This is a genomic window from Pseudomonas sp. 2822-15 (assembly GCF_002742515.1).
In the GTDB taxonomy this organism is placed as follows: Bacteria; Pseudomonadota; Gammaproteobacteria; order Pseudomonadales; family Pseudomonadaceae; genus Aquipseudomonas; species Aquipseudomonas salomonii.
The window spans coordinates 363,049-386,414 of record NZ_LJRY01000209.1; the positions used below are offsets into that span (position 1 = coordinate 363,049).

At 59.4% G+C, this 23,366-nt stretch carries 15 protein-coding genes; 10 read left to right on the forward strand and 5 right to left on the reverse strand.

Features of this window, described 5'->3' with window-relative positions; genetic code table 11:
• Positions 1 to 110 precede the first annotated feature (110 nt).
• The 4 genes from AOA59_RS23795 (at position 111) to AOA59_RS23810 (ending at position 7,405) form a co-directional block, all read left to right on the forward strand.
• A complete protein-coding gene (locus tag AOA59_RS23795) occupies positions 111 to 1,325 on the forward strand; it encodes an MFS transporter (protein ID WP_099489277.1) in 1,215 nt (404 codons plus the stop codon).
• A 231-nt stretch (positions 1,326 to 1,556) separates the two neighbouring features.
• On the forward strand, positions 1,557 to 2,798 hold the full coding sequence (mexE, locus tag AOA59_RS23800; RefSeq protein ID WP_065930203.1) for a multidrug efflux RND transporter periplasmic adaptor subunit MexE: 1,242 nt from the start codon (positions 1,557 to 1,559) through the stop codon (positions 2,796 to 2,798).
• A gap of 15 nt (positions 2,799 to 2,813) precedes the next feature.
• A complete protein-coding gene (locus AOA59_RS23805) occupies positions 2,814 to 5,993 on the forward strand; it encodes an efflux RND transporter permease subunit (protein ID WP_065930180.1) in 3,180 nt (1,059 codons plus the stop codon).
• On the forward strand, positions 5,990 to 7,405 hold the full coding sequence (locus tag AOA59_RS23810; RefSeq protein WP_099489278.1) for an efflux transporter outer membrane subunit: 1,416 nt from the start codon (positions 5,990 to 5,992) through the stop codon (positions 7,403 to 7,405). The genes AOA59_RS23805 and AOA59_RS23810 overlap by 4 nt, the downstream gene beginning before the upstream one ends.
• 267 nt (positions 7,406 to 7,672) lie before the next feature.
• Here AOA59_RS23810 and AOA59_RS23815 read toward each other — a convergent pair whose 3' ends face one another.
• Positions 7,673 to 8,692: an AraC family transcriptional regulator gene (locus tag AOA59_RS23815; RefSeq protein WP_099489279.1), complete on the reverse strand. Its 1,020-nt coding sequence runs from the start codon at positions 8,690 to 8,692 to the stop codon at positions 7,673 to 7,675.
• 167 nt (positions 8,693 to 8,859) lie between these two features.
• On the opposite strand from AOA59_RS23815, the gene efeU reads away from it, so the two are divergent.
• Genes efeU through efeO (AOA59_RS23835) form a run of 4 tightly spaced genes read left to right on the forward strand, consistent with a single transcriptional unit; the run spans position 8,860 to position 13,093 of the window.
• Positions 8,860 to 9,705 (forward strand): iron uptake transporter permease EfeU, encoded by an 846-nt coding sequence (gene efeU, locus AOA59_RS23820; RefSeq protein WP_099489280.1) that lies wholly within the window; start codon positions 8,860 to 8,862, stop codon positions 9,703 to 9,705.
• 10 nt (positions 9,706 to 9,715) lie between these two features.
• Positions 9,716 to 10,918 (forward strand): iron uptake system protein EfeO, encoded by a 1,203-nt coding sequence (gene efeO, locus AOA59_RS23825; protein ID WP_065930184.1) that lies wholly within the window; start codon positions 9,716 to 9,718, stop codon positions 10,916 to 10,918.
• 14 nt (positions 10,919 to 10,932) lie between these two features.
• Complete coding sequence (gene efeB / locus AOA59_RS23830) at positions 10,933 to 12,249, forward strand: iron uptake transporter deferrochelatase/peroxidase subunit (protein ID WP_099489281.1); 1,317 nt, start codon at positions 10,933 to 10,935, stop codon at positions 12,247 to 12,249.
• A 25-nt stretch (positions 12,250 to 12,274) separates the two neighbouring features.
• On the forward strand, positions 12,275 to 13,093 hold the full coding sequence (gene efeO, locus AOA59_RS23835) for an iron uptake system protein EfeO (RefSeq protein WP_099489282.1): 819 nt from the start codon (positions 12,275 to 12,277) through the stop codon (positions 13,091 to 13,093).
• A 60-nt stretch (positions 13,094 to 13,153) separates the two neighbouring features.
• On the opposite strand, the gene AOA59_RS33220 is transcribed toward efeO (AOA59_RS23835), so the two are convergent.
• The 4 genes from AOA59_RS33220 to pssA form a co-directional block, all read right to left on the reverse strand.
• Positions 13,154 to 14,131, reverse strand: coding sequence for a hypothetical protein (locus AOA59_RS33220; protein WP_256593108.1), 978 nt, complete (start codon positions 14,129 to 14,131; stop codon positions 13,154 to 13,156).
• Positions 14,128 to 16,950 (reverse strand): hypothetical protein, encoded by a 2,823-nt coding sequence (locus AOA59_RS23840; protein WP_256593109.1) that lies wholly within the window; start codon positions 16,948 to 16,950, stop codon positions 14,128 to 14,130. The genes AOA59_RS33220 and AOA59_RS23840 overlap by 4 nt, the downstream gene beginning before the upstream one ends.
• Positions 16,951 to 17,119: 169 nt before the next feature.
• Complete coding sequence (locus AOA59_RS23845) at positions 17,120 to 20,593, reverse strand: hypothetical protein (RefSeq protein ID WP_143522805.1); 3,474 nt, start codon at positions 20,591 to 20,593, stop codon at positions 17,120 to 17,122.
• 121 nt (positions 20,594 to 20,714) lie between these two features.
• Entirely contained in the window at positions 20,715 to 22,058 is a 1,344-nt protein-coding gene (gene pssA / locus AOA59_RS23850; protein ID WP_065930188.1) for a CDP-diacylglycerol--serine O-phosphatidyltransferase, read from the reverse strand.
• 125 nt (positions 22,059 to 22,183) lie between these two features.
• Between pssA and AOA59_RS23855 the strand changes: the two genes are divergently transcribed.
• Together AOA59_RS23855 and AOA59_RS23860 are read left to right on the forward strand one after the other, a co-directional pair.
• Positions 22,184 to 22,747 (forward strand): TetR/AcrR family transcriptional regulator, encoded by a 564-nt coding sequence (locus AOA59_RS23855; protein WP_099489284.1) that lies wholly within the window; start codon positions 22,184 to 22,186, stop codon positions 22,745 to 22,747.
• Between the two features lie 54 nt (positions 22,748 to 22,801).
• The gene (locus tag AOA59_RS23860; protein ID WP_065930190.1) at positions 22,802 to 23,281 is read left to right on the forward strand and encodes a nuclear transport factor 2 family protein; all 480 of its coding nucleotides are present in this window, start codon (positions 22,802 to 22,804) and stop codon (positions 23,279 to 23,281) included.
• Positions 23,282 to 23,366: the final 85 nt, after the last annotated feature.

Genomic DNA, 23,366 nt, shown 5'->3' on the forward strand with positions numbered 1-23,366 from the left:
AGCCCTTATTCATGAATTGAGTTCCTGTACCTGGATAAAAACCATCCTAAATCAGAACTCGGTTCAAAGGTAAGCTGCGTCCACTCTGATAAATGGACCCCGAGGCTCGAATGCTGGCCACGCTGAAACACTACCCCGCCACCCTCAAACTGCTATTGGGTGCCTCGCTGATACTGACACTCGCCCGCGCAATCACCCTGCCCTACCTGGTCATTTACTTATCAGGCCACTTTGGCTTGAGCATCGCCGATATCGGCCTGGTGATCGGCTGCACACTGATCATCGGCTCGCTGCTGAGCCTGTATGGGGGCTTTCTGGTGGACCGGATGAGCAGTTATCGGCTTATCCTGACTTTCTGCGGCGCGTTCACCCTGGGCTTTCTCGGCGCCGCTATCGCGCCTGCGCTCTGGCTGTTCTACCTGTGCCTGGTGGCGGTGAACCTGGCGTATGCGGTGGTCGATATCGCGGTTAAAGCCGCCTTTGGCAGCCTGCTTCCCGTCGAACAGCGCAGTGAAGCATTTTCGATCAAATACACGCTGACCAATATCGGTTATGCCGTCGGGCCGTTCCTTGGCGCGGGATTGGCCACCGTAGATTCGAGCCTGCCGTTTCTAATGTCAGCCGGGCTTGGCGCCGGATTCTGGTTGGTCTACTGCGTATGGGGCGACAAGCGTTTGCAAACGGCCCAGGCAAACCAGCCAGCCGTAGCGTTCCTGGCCGTCGGCACACTGTTGCTGCGCGATTACCGCCTGGTGTGCTTTACCCTCGGCGGACTGCTCAGTGCCGTGGTGTTCGGCCAGTTCACGGCCTACCTCTCGCAATACCTGATCGTCACCACCACGCCTGAGGAGACCTACCGGATCATCAGCACGATTGTGGCCACCAATGCCCTGACGGTGATCAGCTTGCAATACAGCCTCGGCAAACGGATTTCCCCGCGTTACCTGAACCGTTGGCTGGCCGCAGGGCTCAGCCTGTTTGTCGTCGGCCTGGGCGGGTTTGCGCTGTCGACCACGCTGCTGATGTGGGTGCTGTCCATGGTGATTTTCACCCTTGGGGAAATTATCGTGTTCCCGGCCGAATACATGTTCATCGACAACATCGCACCCAATCACCTGCGCGGCATGTATTACGCCGCGCAGAACCTGAGTAATGTCGGCGCGGCGTTGGGGCCGGCGTTGTGTGGGTGGGTGTTGGCGACGCAGCCGGCGTACAGCATGTTTTATATGTTGGTGGTTTTTGTCGTGGCGGGCGGGGTGATGTACTTTTTGGGCGGGTTGATTGGCAGTCAGCGTGGCAACCTGGCGCCACCGGCAGACGGTTGAGCCTGTTGCCGCACACGGACAGCAGCCTGTGAGCCTCGTTCCTTGCAGGCCACGCAATACACTTTTGCCATCAAGCCCATTGATAGCTCCCTAACGAAACCGCCATTCTAGAGGGCTAATCTCTCGCTTATATCATTCCGAATGATAGTTACCTTTGCTTCATTCGATTCGTGACATAGCACCTCGCCGCGCATGATCCGCCCATCTCAAATACATTGGCGGATGCACCTCATGGAACAGTCACTCAAACACTTGCGCTTCCCCTTGGCGATTTTGGCCGTGGTGGTGATGAGCGCCTGCGGCAAGACCCCGGATCAAGCGGCCGCCATGCCCCCGGCGAAAATCAGTGTGGCCAAGGTGCTGGAACAACCGGTCAACGAGTGGGACGAGTTCACCGGTCGCCTGGAAGCCCCGGAAACCGTGCAGATTCGTCCGCGCGTGTCCGGCCAGATCGACCAGGTGGCCTTCACCGAAGGCGCCCTGGTGAAGAAAGGCGACCTGCTGTTCCAGATCGACCCGCGCCCGTTCCAGGCTGAGGTGCGCCGCCTCGAAGCCCAACTGGCACAAACCAAAGCCGCCGCCAGCCGTAGCGATAACGAAGCGCAACGTGGCGAGCGTCTGCGCCAGAGCAATGCGATCTCCGCCGAACTGGCCGACTCGCGCACCACCGCCGCCCAGGAAGCCCGCGCCGCTGTCGCCGGGATCCAGGCGCAGTTGGACCTGGCCAAGCTGAACCTGAGTTTTACCCGCGTGACCTCGCCGATCAGTGGCCGCGTCAGCCGTGCGGAAATCACCGCCGGCAACCTGGTGACCGCCGACACCACCGCGCTGACCAGCGTGGTCTCTACCGACAAGGTTTACGCCTACTTCGACGCCGACGAGCGCGTGTACCTCAAGTACACCGAGTTGGCCCGTGAAGGCCGCCGTGGCGCGACCACCCCTGTGTACCTGGGCCTGTCCAATGAAACCGGCAACCCGCACCTGGGCCAGATGAACTTCGTCGACAACCAGGTCAACCCGGCCACCGGCACCATCCGTGGTCGCGCCGTGTTCGATAACAGCAAGGGCGAATACACCCCTGGCCTGTACGCCCGCTTGAAGCTGGTCGGCAGCGGCACCTACTCCGCCGTGCTGATCAACGACGAAGCCGTTGGCACCGACCTTGGCAAGAAGTTCGTGCTGGTGATGGACGGCGACAAGCCGGCTTACCGCTCGGTGGAACTGGGGCCGAAGATCGAAGGCCTGCGCATCGTGCGCAGCGGTTTGACCAAGGACGACACCATCGTCGTGAAGGGCTTGCAGCGCATTCGCCCGGGTTCGCCGGTTGCTCCGGAAACGATCCCGATGGCCAGCAAGGAAACCCTCGCCGCCTTGGCACAACAACGACAAGCGCTTGAAGCCAGCAACCTGGAGCAAGTGGCGCCGGATAAAGCCGCGCCCAAGCTCGCAGCCGTCGCGACTCCACGCGGTTAAGGGATACGACTCAAGATGAATTTTTCCAAGTTCTTCATTTCGCGGCCGATCTTCGCAGCGGTGCTGTCGCTGTTGATTTTGATCGCCGGTGCGATCTCGCTGTTCCAACTGCCGATCAGCGAATACCCGGAAGTGGTGCCGCCCACCGTGGTAGTACGTGCCAACTTCCCGGGCGCCAACCCCAAAGTTATCGGTGAAACCGTGGCCGCTCCGTTGGAGCAAGCCATCACCGGCGTCGAGAACATGCTGTACATGTCCTCGCAGTCGACCGCCGACGGCAAGCTGACCCTGACCATCACTTTCGCCCTGGGCACTGACCTGGACAACGCGCAGGTACAGGTGCAAAACCGTGTGACGCGGACTCAGCCGAAATTGCCTGAGGAAGTGACGCGCATCGGTATCACCGTGGACAAGGCGTCGCCTGACCTGACCATGGTGGTGCACATCACCTCCCCGGATCAGCGTTACAACATGCTCTACCTGTCCAACTACGCCATCCTCAATATCAAGGATGAGCTTGCACGGCTGGGCGGCGTGGGCGATGTACAGCTGTTCGGCATGGGCGATTATTCCCTGCGTGTATGGCTGGACCCGAACAAGACCGCCTCGCGCAACCTGACCGCCACCGATGTGGTCACGGCCATTCGTGAACAGAACCGTCAGGTAGCGGCCGGTGCGCTGGGCGCGCAGCCTGCGCCTAACGACACCAGCTTCCAGCTGTCGGTCAATACTCAGGGCCGTTTGGTTACTGAGGAAGAGTTCGAAAATATCGTCATTCGTGCTGGCGCTAACGGCGAAATCACGCGCCTGAAGGACATCGCACGGGTGGAGTTGGGTTCCAGTCAATACGCCCTGCGCTCGTTGATCGATAACCAGCCAGCCGTAGCGATTCCGATCTTCCAACGCCCTGGCTCCAACGCCATCGACATCTCCAATGAAGTGCGCGCCAAGATGGCGGAGCTGAAAAAGAGCTTCCCGGAAGGCATGGATTACCGCATTGCCTACGACCCGACCGTGTTCGTACGCGGTTCCATCGAGGCCGTGGTTCACACCTTGTTCGAAGCACTGATCCTGGTGGTGCTGGTGGTGATCCTGTTCCTGCAAACCTGGCGCGCCTCGATCATTCCATTGGTGGCGGTGCCGGTATCGTTGATCGGTACCTTTGCAGTCATGCACCTGTTTGGCTTCTCGCTTAACGCGCTATCGCTGTTCGGCCTGGTACTGGCCATCGGTATCGTGGTGGACGACGCCATCGTGGTGGTGGAGAACGTCGAGCGAAATATCGAGTTGGGACTGGAACCGTTCCCGGCCACTGAAAAGGCCATGAGCGAAGTGACTGGCCCGATCATCGCGACTGCGTTGGTACTCTGTGCGGTGTTCATACCCGCGGCGTTTATCAGTGGCCTGACCGGCCAGTTCTATAAGCAGTTCGCCTTGACCATTGCGATCTCGACGGTGATTTCGGCGTTCAACTCGCTGACCTTGTCGCCCGCACTGGCTGCGGTACTGCTTAAAAGTCATAACGCACCCAAGGACGGCTTCTCCAGATTCCTCGACAAGATCCTGGGTGGCTGGTTGTTCAAACCGTTCAACCGCTTCTTCGACAAAGCCAGCCATGGTTATGTAGGCACCGTGCGCCGGGTGATTCGCGGCAGTGGCATTGCGCTGTTCCTGTACGCCGGCCTGATGGTGCTGACATGGCTGGGCTTTGCCCACACGCCGACCGGTTTCGTACCGGCCCAGGACAAGCAGTACCTGGTGGCCTTCGCGCAATTGCCGGACGCCGCCAGCCTGGACCGCACCGAAGATGTGATCAAGCGCATGTCCGACATCGCCATGAAACAACCCGGCGTGGAAAGCGCTATTGCCTTCCCCGGCTTGTCAATCAACGGTTTTACCAACAGCCCTAACAACGGCATCGTGTTCGTTACCTTGAAGCCGTTCGATGAGCGTAAAGACCCGAGCATGTCCGCCGGCGCCATTGCCGGTGCACTGAACGGTAAATACAGCAGCATCGAAGAAGCCTACATGGCGATCTTCCCGCCGCCGCCGGTACAGGGCCTGGGTACGATCGGCGGGTTCCGCCTGCAAGTCGAAGACCGTGGCAACCTGGGTTACGACGAGCTGTACAAAGAAGTGCAGAACATCATCACCAAAAGCCGTGGCGTACCTGAGTTGTTCGGCCTGTTCACCAGCTACACGGTGAACGTGCCACAGGTCGATGCCGCCATTGACCGCGAAAAGGCCAAGACCCACGGCGTGGCGATCAGCGACATCTTCGACACCCTGCAGATCTACCTGGGTTCGTTGTATGCCAACGACTTCAACCGCTTCGGGCGTACCTATCAAGTCAACGTGCAGGCTGAGCAACAGTTCCGCCAGGATGAAGACCAGATCGGCCAGCTGAAAGTGCGCAACAACAAGGGCGAGATGATCCCGCTGGCGACCTTTATCAAGGTCAGCGACACCTCGGGCCCGGACCGCGTGATGCACTACAACGGCTTTATCACCGCCGAAATCAACGGCAACGCCGCACCGGGCTATAGCTCCGGCCAGGCACAGGCGGCGATTGAAAAACTGCTCAAAGACGAACTGCCCAACGGCATGACCTACGAGTGGACCGACCTGACCTATCAGCAAATCCTCTCGGGCAATACCGCGCTGTTCGTGTTCCCGCTCTGCGTACTGCTGGCGTTCCTGGTACTGGCCGCCCAATACGAAAGCTGGAGCCTGCCGTTGGCGGTGATCCTGATCGTACCGATGACGCTGCTGTCGGCCATCACCGGGGTGATTATCTCCGGCGGCGACAACAACATCTTCACCCAGATCGGCCTGATTGTACTGGTGGGCCTGGCGTGCAAGAACGCGATTCTGATCGTCGAGTTTGCCAAGGATAAGCAAGCCGAGGGGCTCGATCCGCTGGCGGCGGTACTGGAAGCTTGCCGCCTGCGTCTGCGGCCGATCCTGATGACCTCGTTCGCCTTCATCATGGGTGTAGTGCCCCTGGTGCTGTCCAGCGGTGCCGGTGCCGAGATGCGTCATGCCATGGGTGTGGCGGTGTTCTCCGGGATGATCGGGGTGACCTTCTTCGGTCTGTTGCTGACCCCGGTGTTCTACGTCCTGATCCGTCGTTATGTGGAGCGCGGCGAAGCACGCAAAGCGGCCAAGGCCTTGAAGCTGGAGACACAGCAATGAGCGTGAAAGTATTTTTGCCGAGCTTGCTGGTACTGGCGCTGAGCGCCTGCGCCGTGGGCCCGGACTACAAAACCGAAAAATTGGAGGCGGCCAATATCACGGCCGCCGCCGACACCAAGAGCTATGACCACGCCCAGTACGAAGGCATCTGGTGGCAGCAGTTCGAGGACCCGACCCTCAACCAGTTGGTGACTCAATCGCTGAGCGGTAACCGCGACTTGCGCGTCGCCTTTGCCCGTCTGCGGGCGGCACGTGCCATCCGGGATGACGCCGCCAACGACATCATGCCGGTCGTCACCTCTCGCGCCAGCAGTGATGTGGGCAAAGGCCAGATTCCCGGCCAGACCACCAAGCGTGTCAACAGCGAGCGCTACGACCTGGGCCTGGACATGGCCTGGGAAGTCGACTTGTTTGGACGTATCCGCCGCAACCTGGAGGCCAGCGACGCTGACCAACAGGTCGCCGAGGCCGACCTGTACCAACTGCAAGTCACCATGATTGCCGAATTGGTGGATGCCTACGGTCAACTGCGTGGTGCGCAACTGCGTGAACGTATCGCCCTGGACAACCTGAAGAACCAGCAGGAATCGCGCACCATCACTGTGAGCCTGCGTGATGCGGGTGTTGGCGATCAGCTCGATGTGGAACGCGCCGACGCACGCCTGGCGGCCGTTGAAGCCAGCGTGCCGCAACTGCAAGCCGAGCAAGTGCGCGAGCGTAACCGCATCGCCACCCTCCTCGGCCAGCGCCCCGACAAGCTGAGCGTGGACCTGAGCCCTAAAGACCTGCCGGCGATTGCCAAGGCCTTGCCGATCGGCGACCCCGGCCAGTTGCTGCAACGTCGCCCGGACATCCTCAGTGCCGAACGCAAACTGGCCGCCGCCACCGCGCGTATCGGCGTGGCCAAGGCCGACCTGTTCCCGCGGGTCAGCCTCAGCGGCTTCCTCGGCTTTACCGCCGGGCGCGGTTCGCAGATTGGTTCGGCTGCCGCCAATGCCTGGTCCCTTGGCCCAAGCATTACCTGGGCCGCCTTTGACCTGGGCAGCGTGCGTGCACGGTTGCGCGGTGCGAATGCCGAGGCCGATGGCGCCCTGGCGACCTATGAGCAGCAAGTGTTGCTGGCGTTGGAAGAATCGGAGAATGCCTTCAGCGATTACGGCAAACGCCAGCAGCGCCTGGTTTCGCTGATTCGTCAGAGTGAATCCAGTCGCGCTGCCGCTGACCTCGCCGCAATTCGTTATCGCGAAGGCACCGTGGATTTTCTGGTGCTGCTCGATGCGCAACGTGAGCGCCTGGCGGCTGAAGACTCCCAGGCCCAGGCCGAAGTGGATTTGTATCGCGGCATCGTCGCGATCTACAAAGCCCTGGGTGGTGGCTGGCAGCCGGACACGGTCGTAGCCAGCAGCAAGTGATGTAACGAGCTCCTTTGGTTGGTCGCATCCAGCCAATTTTTAGCCCTGCGGCTCATTCGGTCGCGGGGCTTTTTTTTTGGGTTAATTTGAAACGCATGGACGGCAGATACTGCTGTAGTCCCTCGCCAGTCATTTCCGATCATTGGAGGGTAAGAACATGGCAATCTTTCACCCGTCTGCTGAAATCAGCGAGTCCTTGCCACGGCTTTAGCGACGCCCGCAACCGCAGTGGCGACCACCACCAGAGGGTCTACGCGGGAGCCTGCGTCACACAGACGGCAACGCGTCACTCAGGATCAGGCTGCGGTAGTGCCCAGGGTTTGAGCCGGACCATTTGCGGAAGGCTTTGTAAAAGGAGCTGACATCCGCAAACCCAAGGCGCACGGCAATTTCAACAAAACTGATATCGGCCTCGGCGAGCCAGACAATCGCCAATTCCTTGCGCACGCTATCCTTGAGCCCCTGATAAGTCTGGCCCTCATCTGCCAGCCGGCGACGCAGGGTCGACGCGGATATACACAGGTTGGCGGCCAAGCCTTCGGTTTCCGGCCAGGTATTGGCAGGCATATGGCGCAGGTCATGTTTGATGCGATTGGCCAGGCTCGTCGGGTCGCGGTATTTGACCAGTATGTTGGCTGGCGCATGCGCCAGGAAGCGCTTGAGTTCTTCCGGGCTGCGCTTGATCGGCAGGTCCAGGCAGTCGGCAGAAAAGATCATGCGCGTGCGTGGCCGGTCGAAGCGCAGGTTGTCGGAGAACATCACGCGATAGTCGTCGCAAAACTCCGGTGGCGGGCAGCGCAATTCAATGGCGAGAATCGGAATCCGCCGACCCGCCAGCCAGCAGGCGACGCCGTGGACGATCATCCAGTAGGTGAAATAGGTAAACGCGCGTTGGGGTTCGGGTTCGAGCAGAACGATTTCTGCCAGGCTCTGTTGGCGCACCAGTTGTGCGGGCATCTGCTCGAGCATCAACGACAAAAAACCCAGGCCGGTTTCCACGCCGGCATCCAGGCTCGGTTGCGCCATCGCGGCGCGGCACAGGAACGCCAGGCTGCCGGACTTGAGTTTGCGCGGGTCCATACCAAAAAATTCATCATCCCGGCGGCGCGCCAACAAACGCCACAGCCGCGCGTACGCGGTGGCCGGTACGCGGGCGTCGGGCTGCGCCAGCAATGCCGGGTCTATCCCGACCTTGCTCAAGGCTTCAACCGTGGCCGCGCCGGGCGCGCAGCTTTGCAGTAAGGCTTCGCGCACAAGATGGATGGAGATGGTGTCTTTTTCCGCCATGGGAATCGGGCTATTCAATGCTGCAAAAGATGGAGTGCATCATAAGGGCGGTTGCGATTCGCCACCACCGTTCAGCCGCAGTTCAGCAAAGGTCCATATTGGCTGTTTAGTAATGAGTATCATTATGTTACAAATTAGCATCCTATCCAGCCTTGATGCGGTGCCGAATGCTCGTTCCCTTTCTAATCATGCTGCGCGAAGGCATTGAAGCCGCATTGATCGTTGGCATCATCGCCAGTTACCTGCAGCAAACCGGCCGTGGCCAGTGGATGCCCGCCGTGTGGATCGGCGTGTTCCTGGCCGCTGCGTTGGCCCTGCTGGTAGGTGGGGGGCTGGAACTGGTCAGTGCGGAGTTCCCGCAGAAACAACAGGAACTGTTTGAAGGCATTGTCGGCTTGGTAGCCGTCGGCATCCTCAGCTCCATGGTGTTCTGGATGCGCAAGGTGGCACGCTCCATCAAGCATTCCCTGCACGAATCCCTGGATCACGCGTTGGCCGGCTCCAAGCACCAAGTCATTGCGCTGATCGCCATGGTGTTCTTTGCCGTGGCCCGTGAAGGCCTGGAAACCGTGTTTTTCCTGCTCGCCGTGTTCCAGCAGAGCGATGGCCCGGGCGCACCGATCGGCGCCCTGCTCGGCTTGATCCTGGCGATTATCGTCGGCTTCCTGATCTACACCGGCAGCATGCGCCTGAACCTCGGCGCGTTCTTCCGCTGGACTGGTCTGTTCATCCTGGTGGTGGCCGCCGGCATTCTTGCCAACTCGGTGCAGGCGCTGCACGAAGCCGGAGTGTGGAACCACTTGCAAACCGTGCTGTTCGACTTCAGTGCCGTGCTGCCGATGGACAGCCCGCTGGGCTCGGTGCTCGCCGGGATGTTCGGCTACCAGGAAGCGCCGACCGTGAGCACCCTGGGTGCCTATCTGATTTATCTGGTAGTGGCGCTGGTGATGTTCTTCCTGCCCTCGCCCCCTGCCAAGTCAGTCGTCCAACCCTCTTCCGTTTCCAGCCAGTAAGGACCGTCTCTTGTCCAACCCAACCCTTCAACCGGCACCGCCGTCGCGCGCCCTGCGCTGGGCAGTGGCCGGCTCGGTGGTGGTGATGATCGCCGCCGGTGCGCTGTTTTATTACGCTTCGCAACTGGCTGCCGCCAAGCGCCAGACCAATCACAACGAAATCGCGGTGACCATTCACGGCCACGCCTGCGAACCGAATGAAATCAGCGTACCCGCCGGACGCGCGAGTTTTCGCATCATCAACCGCTCCGACCGCGCGGTGGAATGGGAAATCCTTGACGGCGTGCTGGTGATCGAAGAACGCGAAAATATCGCGCCGGGCCTAAGCCAGGTGATCAACGCCAACCTGTTGCCCGGCGACTATGCGATCACCTGCGGCCTGCTGAGCAACCCGCGCGGCACGCTGCATGTGACCCCGACCGCCGAGTCCGACGCTCAGGCCAAGGCCAAGCCGTCGATGGTGGCGTTTATCGGCCCACTGTCGGAGTTCCGGGTGTACCTGAGCGGCCAAGGCAGTGCGCTGGTCAAGGCCGTGACCGCGCTGCAGCAAGCGATTGCCGCCGGTGACCTGGCCCAGGCGCAGGCGCTGTATGTGCCGGCCCGTGAGGCGTACCAGCGTCTGGCTCCGGCCGCGCAACGCCTGGCGCAACTGGACAACGCGATCAACGCCCGCGCCGATTACTTCGAAAAACGCGAGCAAGACCCGGCGTTCAGCGGCTTCCACCGCCTCGAATACAGCCTGTTCCAGCAGCGCAGTCTCGACGGCCTGGGCCCGGTCGCCGAACACCTGGTCACTGACGTCACCACCCTCAAGCAACAGTTGCTTGCGCAATCCCTGCCGCCGGAACAACTGGTCAGCATTGTGGTGCGCAACCTCAACAGCCTGGCGGATGTGCGAGCCGCCAGCGGTGAAGAGGAGCGCTATAGCCATACCGACTTGAACGGCTTTGCCGCCAACCTGGAGGCCGCCCGCAAGGTGGTCGACCTGATGCGTCCATTGCTGACCAAATCGGCACCGGGCCTGTTGCCAAACATCGACAGCGCCCTGGAGGCCTTCGATGCACAGCTCAACAGTTTGAAAGTCGACGGCCAGTACAGCCGCTACGACAGCGTCACGGCCGATCAACGCAAGCAGATCGCCGACAAGGCCAAGGCTCTGGCCGTTGCACTCGATGGAATCGACCCCGCCCTTGGCCTTTCCGGCCTGCAGTGAAGACGACCTAAGACATGAGTGATTCAGAACAGTTTTCCGCACACTTTTCAGCACAGCGCCGCCGCGTCCTGTTGGGCATGGCCGCCACCGGCGCCGCGATTGCCGGCAGCACCCTGACATGCCCGGCCATGGCCGCTGCGGCCGAACAAGTCACCACCGCACCGCGCAGTGACAAGACCCAGGACCACCACGATTTCTTCGGCCAGCACCAGACCGGCATCGTCACCCCTCGCCCGGCCTGCGGCATGCTCGTCGCTTTCGACGTGCTGGCCAATGACCGCGAAGACCTGGAGCGCCTGTTCCGCACCCTGAATGAGCGCATCGCGTTCCTGATGACCGGCGGCACCGTGCCGCAAGTTGACCCGAAGCTGCCGCCCACCGACTCCGGGATCCTCGGCCCGGTGGTTACGCCAGATAACCTGACCATCACCGTCTCGGTCGGCGAATCGCTGTTCGATGAGCGTTTCGGCCTGGCCGCAGCCAAACCCAAGCGCCTGAGCCGCATGGTGGGCTTCCCCAACGACGCGCTGGAACCCGCGCAGTGTCACGGCGACCTGAGCCTGCAATTCAGCTCGAACACCCCGGACACCAATATCCACGCCCTGCGCGACATCGTGAAGAACCTGCCCGACTTGCTGCTGGTGCGCTGGAAACAGGAAGGCAGCGTACCGCCCCAGGCACCGGCCAAACCCGGTGAGCCGGCGCAGAGCGCACGCAACTTCCTCGGTTTTCGTGACGGCTCGGCCAACCCGAACTCCAACGATGCCAAGGCCATGGACCAAATCGTCTGGGTACAACCCGGCAGCGACGAACCGGCCTGGGCCGCCAACGGCAGCTACCAGGCCGTGCGTATCATCCGCAACTTCGTCGAGCGTTGGGACCGCACGCCCTTGCAGGAACAGGAAAGCATCATCGGTCGCATCAAACCGACCGGCGCGCCTATGGACGGCGACAAAGAAACCCAGGTTCCCGACTACAGCAAGGACCCGGAAGGCAAGTTGACCAAGCTCGATGCGCACATCCGCCTGGCCAACCCGCGTACCCCGCAGACTCAGGCCAACCTGATCCTGCGTCGGCCGTTCAACTACTCCAACGGCGTCAACAAAAACGGTCAGCTGGACATGGGGCTGCTGTTCATCTGCTACCAGGCTGACCTGGAGAAAGGCTTTATCAGCGTGCAAACCCGGCTCAACGGCGAGCCCCTGGAGGAATACCTCAAGCCGGTCGGCGGCGGGTACTTCTTCACCTTGCCGGGGGTAACGGGGCCTAAGGACTTCCTCGGCCGCACACTGCTCGCTGCAACGCACTCTCAAACCACTGCCAATACCTAAAACAAACCAGAGCGGAAAACGTCCCATGAAGAAGTCGACTATCGCGTTGTCGTTGCTAATGACCCTTTCACCGTTGGCAGCCTTCGCCGCCACCGCGCCCCTGGACCTGGTAGGCCCGGTGTCGGACTACAAGATCTACGTCACCGAAGAAATTGGCGAACTGGTTACCCAGACCAAGGCGTTCACCGATGCGATCAATAAGGGCGACCTCGCTACCGCACAGAAACTCTACGCGCCGACCCGCGTGCACTATGAGTCCATCGAGCCGATCGCCGAGCTGTTCAGCGACCTCGACGCCTCGATCGACTCGCGTGTCGACGACCACGAGAAAGGCGTAACCGCTGAAGACTTCACCGGTTTCCACCGCATCGAGTACGTGCTGTTCTCCGAGAAGACCACCAAAGGCCTGGAAACGCTGACCGCCAAGCTCAACACCGACGTCAACGACCTTAAAACCCGCGTGGACGGCCTGACCTTCCCGCCGGAAAAAGTCGTCGGCGGCGCTGCAGCGTTGTTGGAAGAGGTGGCGGCCACCAAGATCTCCGGTGAAGAAGACCGTTACAGCCACACCGACCTGTATGACTTCCAGGGCAACATCGACGGCGCGAAGAAAATCGTCGACCTGTTCCGTGGCCAGATCGAGAAGCAGGATAAAGTCTTCCTGGCCAAGGTCGACAAGAACTTTGCCACCGTGGACAAGATCCTCGCCAAGTACAAAACCAAAGATGGCGGTTATGAGACCTACGACAAGGTCAAGGACACCGACCGCAAGGCCCTGGTGGGCCCGGTCAACACCTTGGCTGAAGACCTGTCGATGCTGCGCGGCAAGTTGGGCTTGAACTGATGGATGCGCCCAGGCGTTCGTGCAGCCCTGCGGGGCGGCCGAACACCTGGGTGTCAAACATCACACGGGAGCGGGCCTGAAGTGCTCCAGTGGTGTCCCTTCGGGTTTATGGCTTACGGGGTTGATCGCATACCACGAGCCGTTCTTCTGAACCGCCAGGACCTCCTGGCCGCCATTGAAACCTTTACGGGCTCCTGGAAAGTTTTTCCTCCGATTGCCAAACACCGAATCCGAAGCGCCCGAGAGCCATCGCCACTGCTCGAACGTGGTGACCGGCAGATAAATGTTCGAGCCGATATGAACCGGGACTCCGTTGGCGACTTTACCCAGACCCTTAACACCATTTACCCCCCCACGAAAAATGCTGGGGATGGCTTCCAATGGGTTGAACAGTCCACGAATGTAGGTCACCCCGCCTTTGAGCGCGGCCAAGGTGAATGGCGTGCCACTGAAGGGGATCAACATTTTCAAGCCTTTGCCAAACGCCTTTAATCCCGACCACCCCCCGGTCGCAAAAAAAGACAAGAAGTCGATCATCAGGCCTTTCGCGCCGTCCTCTGTTTTACCCTCCACCAAATCCGCCATCGCCCCCACAAAAGGAATCAGACTCAGCAACATTCGAGTACCTTCAGCAGAAAACAGACTGCTCGTGGAAAAAGGGTGATTACGCTTGTACAAGTCCGTGGGTTCATTGGCATAGGCGATCCGTGCGTCACGGTCATCTTTGAAGTTATAGGCTACTAGCCTATCGACTATCTGAGCTATTTTGGATGAAGCAAAGGTGTTCGGTGCACGATCGTGAATATGGCCCGTCCTCTCGGGTATCGGGTCTGGAAGCTCCTCGATAATCACTTGCGACGTTACCCCAGCACGCGGCTCAGAGCCTGTACTGTAGGCGTCAAAATCAAACGGTTGCGTCGTTCCATTCCGGATCACCGGCCCTGCATAGGTATAGAGACTGTCGCGTAGCGTTTCATTTTCCACCTTACCGTCAAGCGGCAGCTTGGAGGGCAAGTCCGGTCGCTTGACCATCGTCATGGACCCTGGGAAAACTTCGTAGTAACCGAACCTGGGTTTGACCAGGCCAGTTTCATAGCGAAGCAAGAGGCCATGCTTGCCTTTGCTCTGTTCGACTTTTGAGTCCGGCCCTTGATCGACGCGCAGTGAGTCTCCGGTCGTTTGGCGCACGCTATAGAACGTGATCTTCCCCACTCCAGCGCCTTGCGATCTTCAAGGGGTAGATCAGCGATCATCAGCTTCAATGTGGTTGACTGCGCTGCACGGAGGTCGGCAATGTATTTATCGACGGCAGGTGCCACTAATGGCTCGATCCTGGGCAATTGCTTGAGCCGCTCCTTAAAGGTCGCGAAGTCGACCTTCGTATGAGCAAACGCGCTACGCGTCCAATAGTCTTTGACGCCAAGCAAGGGTTTGTTGTCCTTGTAATTCATCAAGATGACATCGATCAAAAACTTCTCATTGCGGTCGGTTTTTCCAGACCTGAATGCACCGGCGGAAAAACCCGTATCGGGATAATCAGGCACCTTGAGGTTGCGAATCTCGTCTTCGGTCATTTCCGGGAACAGCAGCAGCAGTTGTCGGACCAGCACGCTTGATTCAGTAGGCGGCTCGCTCATCAGTACGTTGAACGCCTCACGGGTCTGGTATTCGCGCTCGGAAAAGGCTTTCGACGCGGCCTCGTAATCCCCTGTCGAATAGCGACCATCTGACGTGGCTGGAAAAATGCCGTTCATCACTGCCCAATCCAACAGTGGCGAAACCCCCATTGTTTTGATCAAGGCTTCTTGTTTAGGCCCTGTAGCCTCCTGACGTGCCAGCGCGAGCACTTGCGTAAGATTCAAGCGTGAATCGCCCGCTATCTCACAGCCCAGGCGCATGTTCATCCAGGCTGTGCTGCCGACCTTGATGTTCTCCGGGTCCTGGTTGAACAGTTTGGCCTTTTCGGCATCGACGCCAGGGTCTCGTTTGACGAGCATCTCCGGTGCCGACTGGGCCAGCAACAGATGGGCCATCAGGGCCGAAACCTTAGGGTCGACCCCCTTACTTTCCAAGTGCCTCTCGACACGTTCACGCACCTCTTTAAGCGTGCGGCCCTTATTGCCAGGCTGATACAACTCATAGCCCGCGACCGTGCCCCGCTTGCCCGGCACCGGGCTATCGACGCAGAACTTGAGCGTGGTGGCCAAGAGTTGGTGGCGATCGGTTCTCGTCAACGCTTGGCCATCGGCCACAGCATAGAGCCCAATGGACTTGGCAATGTCTTCAGCCATGGCAATGGCCTGTGGCGAATCAAAAAAAGCGGCGAGATGACTGTCCGGGTCGGGATAGGCTTGAAAGCCTGAGGCAGGGGGGGAAAAGGCCTTGAGCGCCACTTCGACCTGCGCCGATCGACCCTGGAGCGTTTGCGTCACGTGGGAGGACAGCCCTGGCCCGCCGTAGGGCGTCATGCCTGCGTAATCACCCGCCAGCGGCGGCGACGGCATTTGAGTGGTTAACCAATGGATCGTCGCACGCAACTGGCCGACGGTTTTCGGGACATCGGGCGCGTAAAACGCCAGGACCTGACGCGCATCATAAGTGCGTGTGGAGTACAGCGCATTCCCGGTCTTTTTGCTCATCTTCACTAACTGGTCGTAAGCCTCGTTCATCTTGCGTGCCGCCTTCCCTTCAGCGTCGTCATTTCTCGACGCCCGCTCGACCTCATGGTCGAAAGCTTGCTGCATGGAAACCCAATCCCCGGCAAGATTACGCATCTGCAAGTCGCCCTCCGACAGCCTGAACTCAGGCATCCGGAACTCACTGCCAGGAAGATCGTACCCGGCCTTCTTCAAAAAGGCCTGGAAGGTCGCAGACTCCAGAAACTGAAGAAAAAGCTGGCGCGGCTTTTTGCTGCGCTGATCCAGGGAGGAACCCGGATCGACCTTCACGTTCTGGTCATCCAGGTCAAGCACGTTCGTGTCCGGTTCACCCGTGAACTGTGAGCGAAACTGCTCTACCACGCGTGCACGTACCGCACTGTCCTCACGACGCTGGGCCAGCTCTTTGAACTGGCGTTGCCATTCATCGCGTCGCGCCGCAGTGATCTTGGGCCACCCGTTGTTCTTGAGATGCTTGCTCAGGTGGTGGGCACTTTTTTCACTTTCCGGTGGCTTTACGCCGTAAAAATCCAGCAACACGTCACGGCCAATGGCGTTGGGACGGCCAGTTGCGGGAAGGCCCAGGTTGCTCGGCGAAAGCACCTGTTGCAGGGCCGAGATCGTTTGACTGACTTGCCCCCAGCCAGAACCATCAGTAGCCGAAAAACGCTGTAAGGTTTCTTTACCGTCACGTACCACAACGCCCACAACGCAATCATTGAATACCCGTATGGTTTCGGGCTTCAACGCTTGAGAACGGAACCACGCCTGGACGGATGGTTCATTAACCGCCTGGTTGTACATCTCGATGAAGGGCTCTACGGATGATTTTTCAGGGTTGGCTTTTTCATCCGCTTTGCCAGTGTTCAACCCGTTAACCAACCTTTTCTGCAGCGCGATGTCCGCCTTTTCAGCGTCCGCTGCTGCGGGGTATCGCCGCCTGACTTTGCCTGCTTTGGCAGGTGGCACCGCTGCGCTTTTAACGTCAGTGTCACGTTTGTACCGGCCTGCCTGTTCCTGCAGCTTCACCTCGCGCAATGACCTGGAATGATGCGTATCAGTTGGGCTGGGGCCTGGGGTCACAGCGATAACGGAGGGAGAAGCCGGTACATCGGGGGTGGGGATGTGTGGGGTACTGGCCTGAGCGGAGGAAGAAAGGGGTAAAACCGGAACGCCACCTTTTGCAAGGATTGTCGACATTCAAAATCTCTCTACCGATTGAGTTGATGAGTGTTCTCGTCCCTAAAAAACAATTGATTAATAAAATATTAAGTAATGCGAAGTCGGGCCGTAGGCATTTTCTCAACTAGATGGCAGTAAAATCTTGTCAATAACACCCCCAAGCCTTGGCCAGGCTTGGGGGCGTTTTTTATGCAGCCGTCGCGTTCAGCGGTTTAAACCCGTCCAACGGGGTGCCGATCGGCAAATGAGTGGTGGGATCCGTCGCATACCAATAAGTACCGATTTGCACCGCTTGAACCGGCACCGAATAATTGTGCCCATTGTGAGTGGCCCTCTGCCCGGCAGGGCTTGGGGCTGGCGGAGGTTGATTCAGAACGCGGCTCACGCCCAGGCATGTACGCATTTTTTCCTCCACAGAGCCCAGCGTGGTCACCAGCGAAGGCGTGGGTGCCTTGTTCAGCAGTTTAGGCAGGCTGAATATGCCTTTGGCAACGCCGGTCAGCAGGTCCGCCGTGCCATCCAGTGGGTTCAGGAAACCACTGACGACGCTGACCCCTTTTTCCAGGACGCGAAAAGCCTTGGCACCGAAGGGCGCGACAACTTTTGTGGATTTGAACAAGGCATTCAGGGTCGAGCCTGCGCCCCCGATAACGGCGCCCACCGTGTCGATAATCAGCCCTCGCGTGCCCTCGACGACGTTGCCCTGGGCCAGATCCATGATTGCCCCTACGAACGGAATCATGCCCAGCAGCACCTGGTCCCTGTGAGCCGATAGCTCGCGCTGTTGCTCCAACGGCAACTTGCCCTGAGCGAGCTGCAACGTGGTGTCGCGATGATGAACAAAGTTGCCCTGCATTATGCGGTCGACAATCGACTGGGTGCGGGCCGAAGAAAAACTGTTGGGCACCACCGTTTGCATGTCGCTCTGCTCGGTCGACGGCGCGGCGGGCAAGGTATCCCCAATTTTTTCGATAATGACGTGTGGCGATTTGACGCCGGGCCTTGGCACTGCGTCGGAGCTGTAAGCCAAAAAATCAAACGGTTCCTCCAAACCGTTCTGCAGTTTCGTTTTGGTAGGAGCCCAACGCCCGTACACCTTGGTGTCGTTTTGCAGTTCACCGCCCAGTGTCAACGTATCCGGTAGATCATCACGTTTGATGATCAACAACTTATCCGGGAAGACCTCAAAATAGCGGATCACACCCAAGTGTTCACAGCGTATCAACGTACCTTTGCGCCCTCGCCGCTCCTCCACCTGATCGGGTGTCTGGTCCAGCGTGGGCACGCCGTCCACTTGCTCACGCAGGGCAAACAGTTCGACCTTGCCCAGTTCCAGGGCCTGGCGATCAGCCAATGGCAGGTTGGCAATCATGCGCTTGGTGACGGTGCTCAAGCCCTGCTTGAGGTTGGCCAGATAGGTGTCGACCTCTGCGGGCAACTGGGCCTGCACATTCGGTAACTGGGCGATTTTGGCATTCAGGGCCCGCACGTTTGCATCAATAGCGTCCTGGTCTGCTTTGCTCAGGCCCTGGTTGAAATCAAACGGGGTTTTGCGGGTGGGCGATTTCGGCAGCGCCTGCCCCGGGGTCAGGAGCATCCAGCGGCCCTCAACCAGGTCGCCGGTCATGTACGTCTCGACCAACGGGCGTGTTACCGGCTCCGACAACTTCTGGTTGCGACGTTCATTCGGCTCTGCAATGTACACACGCAACGCTTTTATTTGCTCAACGCTGAGATCGGGAAAGACGTGCCGCAAGTTCTCGATCGCGCGTTTTTCTCGCGTCGGCAGCGCCACATTGAAGTGGTTCAAGGCTTGAAGGAGCTGCGTGCGCTGCGCGTCGAAAGCCTCTTTGGCCTGCTGGTACATCTGGGGTGTATAGCGCCCATCCGCCGGTCGGGTGTAGACGCCCTGCATCAAGCCCCAATCGAGTAATGCGGCCATCCCGTAATTATCGAGTATGGCGGCCTCTTCCGGCGTGCGCGGGTCCAGCCGGCTGAGTGCCATAACCTGCGCGTAACTCATGGCACGCGAAACGCCGGCGCCGCCCTGACGCTCGGCAAACATGACGCCCAGGCGCAAATCTGCCCATTCAGGCGAACCCATGCGCAGCGTGTCGGGAATGCCCCGCACAAGAAACTCAGGCGCAGCACTGGCCAGCAACAAATGGGCCACGAGCGGCGCGGCTCGGGGGTCGAGTAGTTTGTTCTGTTTGAGATGGGCTTCGAGATCCGCGCGTACCTCGGCCATGCTGCGCCCACTGTTGCCTGGCTGATACAGGTCATAGCCGGCGATTGTGCCTGGACGCCCGGGCGTCTGTGGATCAATTTTGAGTTTGATGGCAGCGATGATCCACTGCTTGCGTTCGGCGTCCGACAATTGTCGGGTGCCGGATGCGCCACGAAAACGCTGGTCAAACGCTAAACTATCACCCAGCAACAAGACCAGAGGGTCACTGAGCATTTGGCTGATGAAATGTTCGGCTTGAGCACGCAGATCCTCGGGTGTATTTCGATCGAGGATACCTCCGGTATTGAGTAGCACCAACATGGCGTCGCCTGAGTTGTCATCAGTTGGGGTATCTCCCACCGCCGCCAAGGCGGCTTTATCGGCGATAGACAAGTCTCCGGGTGCCCAGGTGCGGCCTAACAGGCCGGAGTAATTTCCCAACGGTGCAGGCGGCGGTAATACCGTGGTCAGCCAGCGCACGGTATTACGCAACTCACCCACGGTCTTGGGCAATGACAATCCATAAGCCTGCAAAGCGTCGCTGATCCCGACCTTGCCGGCTTCGTTACGGGTCAGTCCTGAGCTGTTGCTGACGGGCACGGCCAACTCGGCCAGTTCCACGGTTTGCTCATCGGGCTTGTCTGTGATGTGTTGAGTCAGGATGCCTGCCAGATGAGCGCGTTCATCCAGGGCGTCAATCGCTTGCCTGGCTGTGTGCACGCGAGTGTCGAGTTCAGCCTTCTTTTCGGGCGCTGACCAGTCCGCGGCCGCCAGTGCTTGCTGAGCTTGCGTCACGTTGCTATCGCTAGCGGGTGGTTGCACCCCATACCAGCGCATGACTGCGTTGCGCGAAAAAGTGCTGCCGGTAAGGTCGGCATACGGTAACCCGGCCCCGTCAGGATCAAGACTGCGGGCAGCGGCGCGCAACCTTGCGCTGGCTTCCCACCAACCGGATGCATCGCTGGTGGTAAATGTTTGCACGCTGGTGACACCGTCACGGGTGACGCTGCCCGTCACCGAGTCGGGCTTGACCACCACCGTCGACAACGCCATGCCCTTGCTCAGGAACCAGCTCTGGAGCTCAGGCGTATTGAACGCGTGCCGGTAAGCATCGAACAGTGGATAAATCGTCGTATTGGCTGCCAGGTTGACTCTGCGGTCTGTCGCTTGACGCAAGGCCTGGCTCCCCAGCCCCGCCTGTAAGGCACGGTCAGCGCTTGAAGCGGCCTCGGCAGGAACCGTAGGCAACGCAGGGAGCGTCCATGACGAGAGCGACTCGGGTTCCAGGCTGCGTTTGCCGCGAGTACCCGTTTCGAGCGCGGGGCCATGGGCTGGTGCTGGTGCAGATGGCAGCACCGGCGGGGTAAACGTGCGAGCGTGAAAAAGTGGCGAGATGTTCGACATTTCTAGTTCCTCTGTACCAGTAAGTGGCAAGAGCTCTTGTCCCTAAGAACTGTCTAGGGAGAAATGTACGAACCTGGATCTAATCTGGGTGTAAGAAAACTCCTAAGACGGCTAAGGCAGTGAGAGAGTTTGCTAGGCGAAGTGCGGCGACTTACAAGATCCGGTAGAGCAACCTTTCAATGCGCACCCGGCTGACCCGTCGTAAAAACTTGCCGACTGCGGGCGGATACTCCACCAGGGTCTGCAATTGCTGATACCGCTCGATACGCGTGGTGTGCTGGAAGATCTGCGCGAGCTCTGTGCGCCGCGGCGCCAGCCACTCGCCCTTGGGATCATCGATCAGCAGGGCATTTTCCAGATCCAGGCGGAACGCCCGTGGGTTGAGGTTGTTGCCCGTCAGCAAGGTGTAACGCTGGTCGACCCACATCCCCTTGAGGTGATAGGTATTGTCACCGTCACGCCACAGATGCAGGTTCAACTGGCCGCTGTCGATCATCGGCTGATGGCGTTTGGCGAAGCGGCGCAGGCTGATTTCATACAGGTAAGGCAACGCCGAAATCACCTTGAACGGCTCGCCGGGCGGGATGTAGAAATCGTTGGCGGTTTTGTCGCCGACGATAATGTCGACCTTCACCCCACGCGCCAGGGCGCGGTTTATTTCACGGGTCACCGGCAGCGGCAGGTTGAAATACGGCGTGCAGATGGTCAGTTGATGCTGGGCACTGGCGATGAGTTCGAGAATCACCCGGTTCAACGGATTGTTCTTGCCCACACCCAGCAACGGGCTGACCGACAAGTGCCCATTGGGCAGCAACCCCGTGGTGGTGTCGTAGGCCGCGTGCTTCAAGCGGCTACGCAAGTCACCGATGTCATTGCGCAGGCTGCGGGTGGTCGGCAGGTTTGGCAGGTCCAGGCGATGCACGGCCTTGGACGCGACCAGCCCATGCTCCACCAGGTGTTGCATCGAGTCAGCCAAAGGCTTGCTGTGGATCAGGTGATAGCGGTCAAAGCGGTATTTGTCGAACTTGTGCAGGTACACATTGTTGAGACTGGCGCCGCTGTAGAGCACGCTGTCGTCGATCACAAAACCCTTGAGGTGCAGCACGCCAAACAGTTCGCGGGTTTGCACCGGCACGCCGTACACCGGCACTTCGCTGGCGTGGGAATGGGTCATGGCCTGGTACCAGGCGCTGTTGCCCGGCTGCTTGCCGGCGCCGATCAGGCCGCGCTGGGCGCGCAGCCAGTCAACCACCACCACGATATCCAACTCGGGCCGTGCCGCCTTGGCAGCGTGCAGGGCGTCGTAGATTTCCTGCCCCGCTTCGTCCTGCTGCAAGTACAGCGCAACGATGTAGATGCGCCGGGTGGCCTGGGCGATTTTTTCCAGCAGGCACAGGCGGTACGCAGCGGCACCGGACAGCACGTCGATGGCATCGGGAGACAGCGGGAAACCACGCAGTTTGGGCAACAGGGAGCGTTTGAAGAACGACGGCATAAGGCTCGCTATGGGTCGAATCCGAAGAGGCACAGAGCTTACACCATGGGGCTGCTCAGGTCTCGCCGCGGCAGATGGAAAAAATTTAATTGACCATGAAGAACGATCGTTCTACTGTCTGCGCCATGAACGATATCAACAGCAATGAAACCCGCGACATTATCCTCGACGTCACCGAGAAGTTGATCTATCGCCACGGCATCGCCGCCACCGGCATGGAGTTATTGGTGAAAACCGCCGGCGTCTCGCGCAAAAGTATTTACCGTTACTTTGCCAATAAAGACGAACTGGTCATCGCCGCCCTGCAACGCCGCGACGCGCGCTGGATGCAGTGGCTACGCACTGAAGTGGAACGCAGCGAAGGCAGCGGCGAGCGCCTGCTGGCGTTGTTCAGCGCGCTCAAGACCTGGTTTGGCTCTGCGGACTTTCGCGGTTGCGCCTTTATCAACACCAGTGGCGAAACCGGCGACGCGCAAGATCCGGTGCGCCTGTTGGCCAAGGCGCATAAACAAAAACTGTTCGAGTACGCTCTTGAACTGTGTAAAGCACATGGCACCCCCGAACCCGAACGGCAGGCCGCGCACCTGCTGATCCTCATCGATGGCGCCATTACCGTTGCCCTCGTCATGGGCGATTCAACAGCGGCTGATAATGCGCAATGCATGGCGCGAACGTTATTGGGACTTTGAACGCACAGGCTGAGCAACTTTCGACACCACCTTGGTATTTACAGGAGCTGCCCCATGTCATCCACAGCAGAACAACGCCCGCCACTGCCACCGTTTACGCGTGAATCGGCGATTCAAAAAGTGCGTCTGGCCGAAGACGGCTGGAACTCCCGCGACCCGGAGCGCGTGTCCCTGGCGTATACCCTGGACACGCAATGGCGAAACCGCGCCGAATTTGCGCATAACCGCGAAGAGGCCAAGGGCTTTCTCACGCGCAAATGGGCCAAGGAACTGGATTATCGGCTGATCAAGGAGTTGTGGGCATTCACCGACAACCGTATTGCCGTGCGCTATGCCTATGAGTGGCATGACGACTCCGGCAACTGGTTCCGTTCCTATGGCAACGAGAATTGGGAATTCGACGAAAACGGCCTGATGGCCAATCGTTTTGCCTGCATCAACGATTTGCCGATCAAAGCAACCGAACGCAAGTTCCACTGGCCGTTGGGCCGACGCCCGGATGATCATCCGGGGTTGTCTGACCTGGGGCTGTAAGCCTTACGTAAACCAAATGGGGGAGCTGGCTTGCCTGCGATACAGACGATTCGGTTAATCAGGAACACCGAGGCGATACTATCGC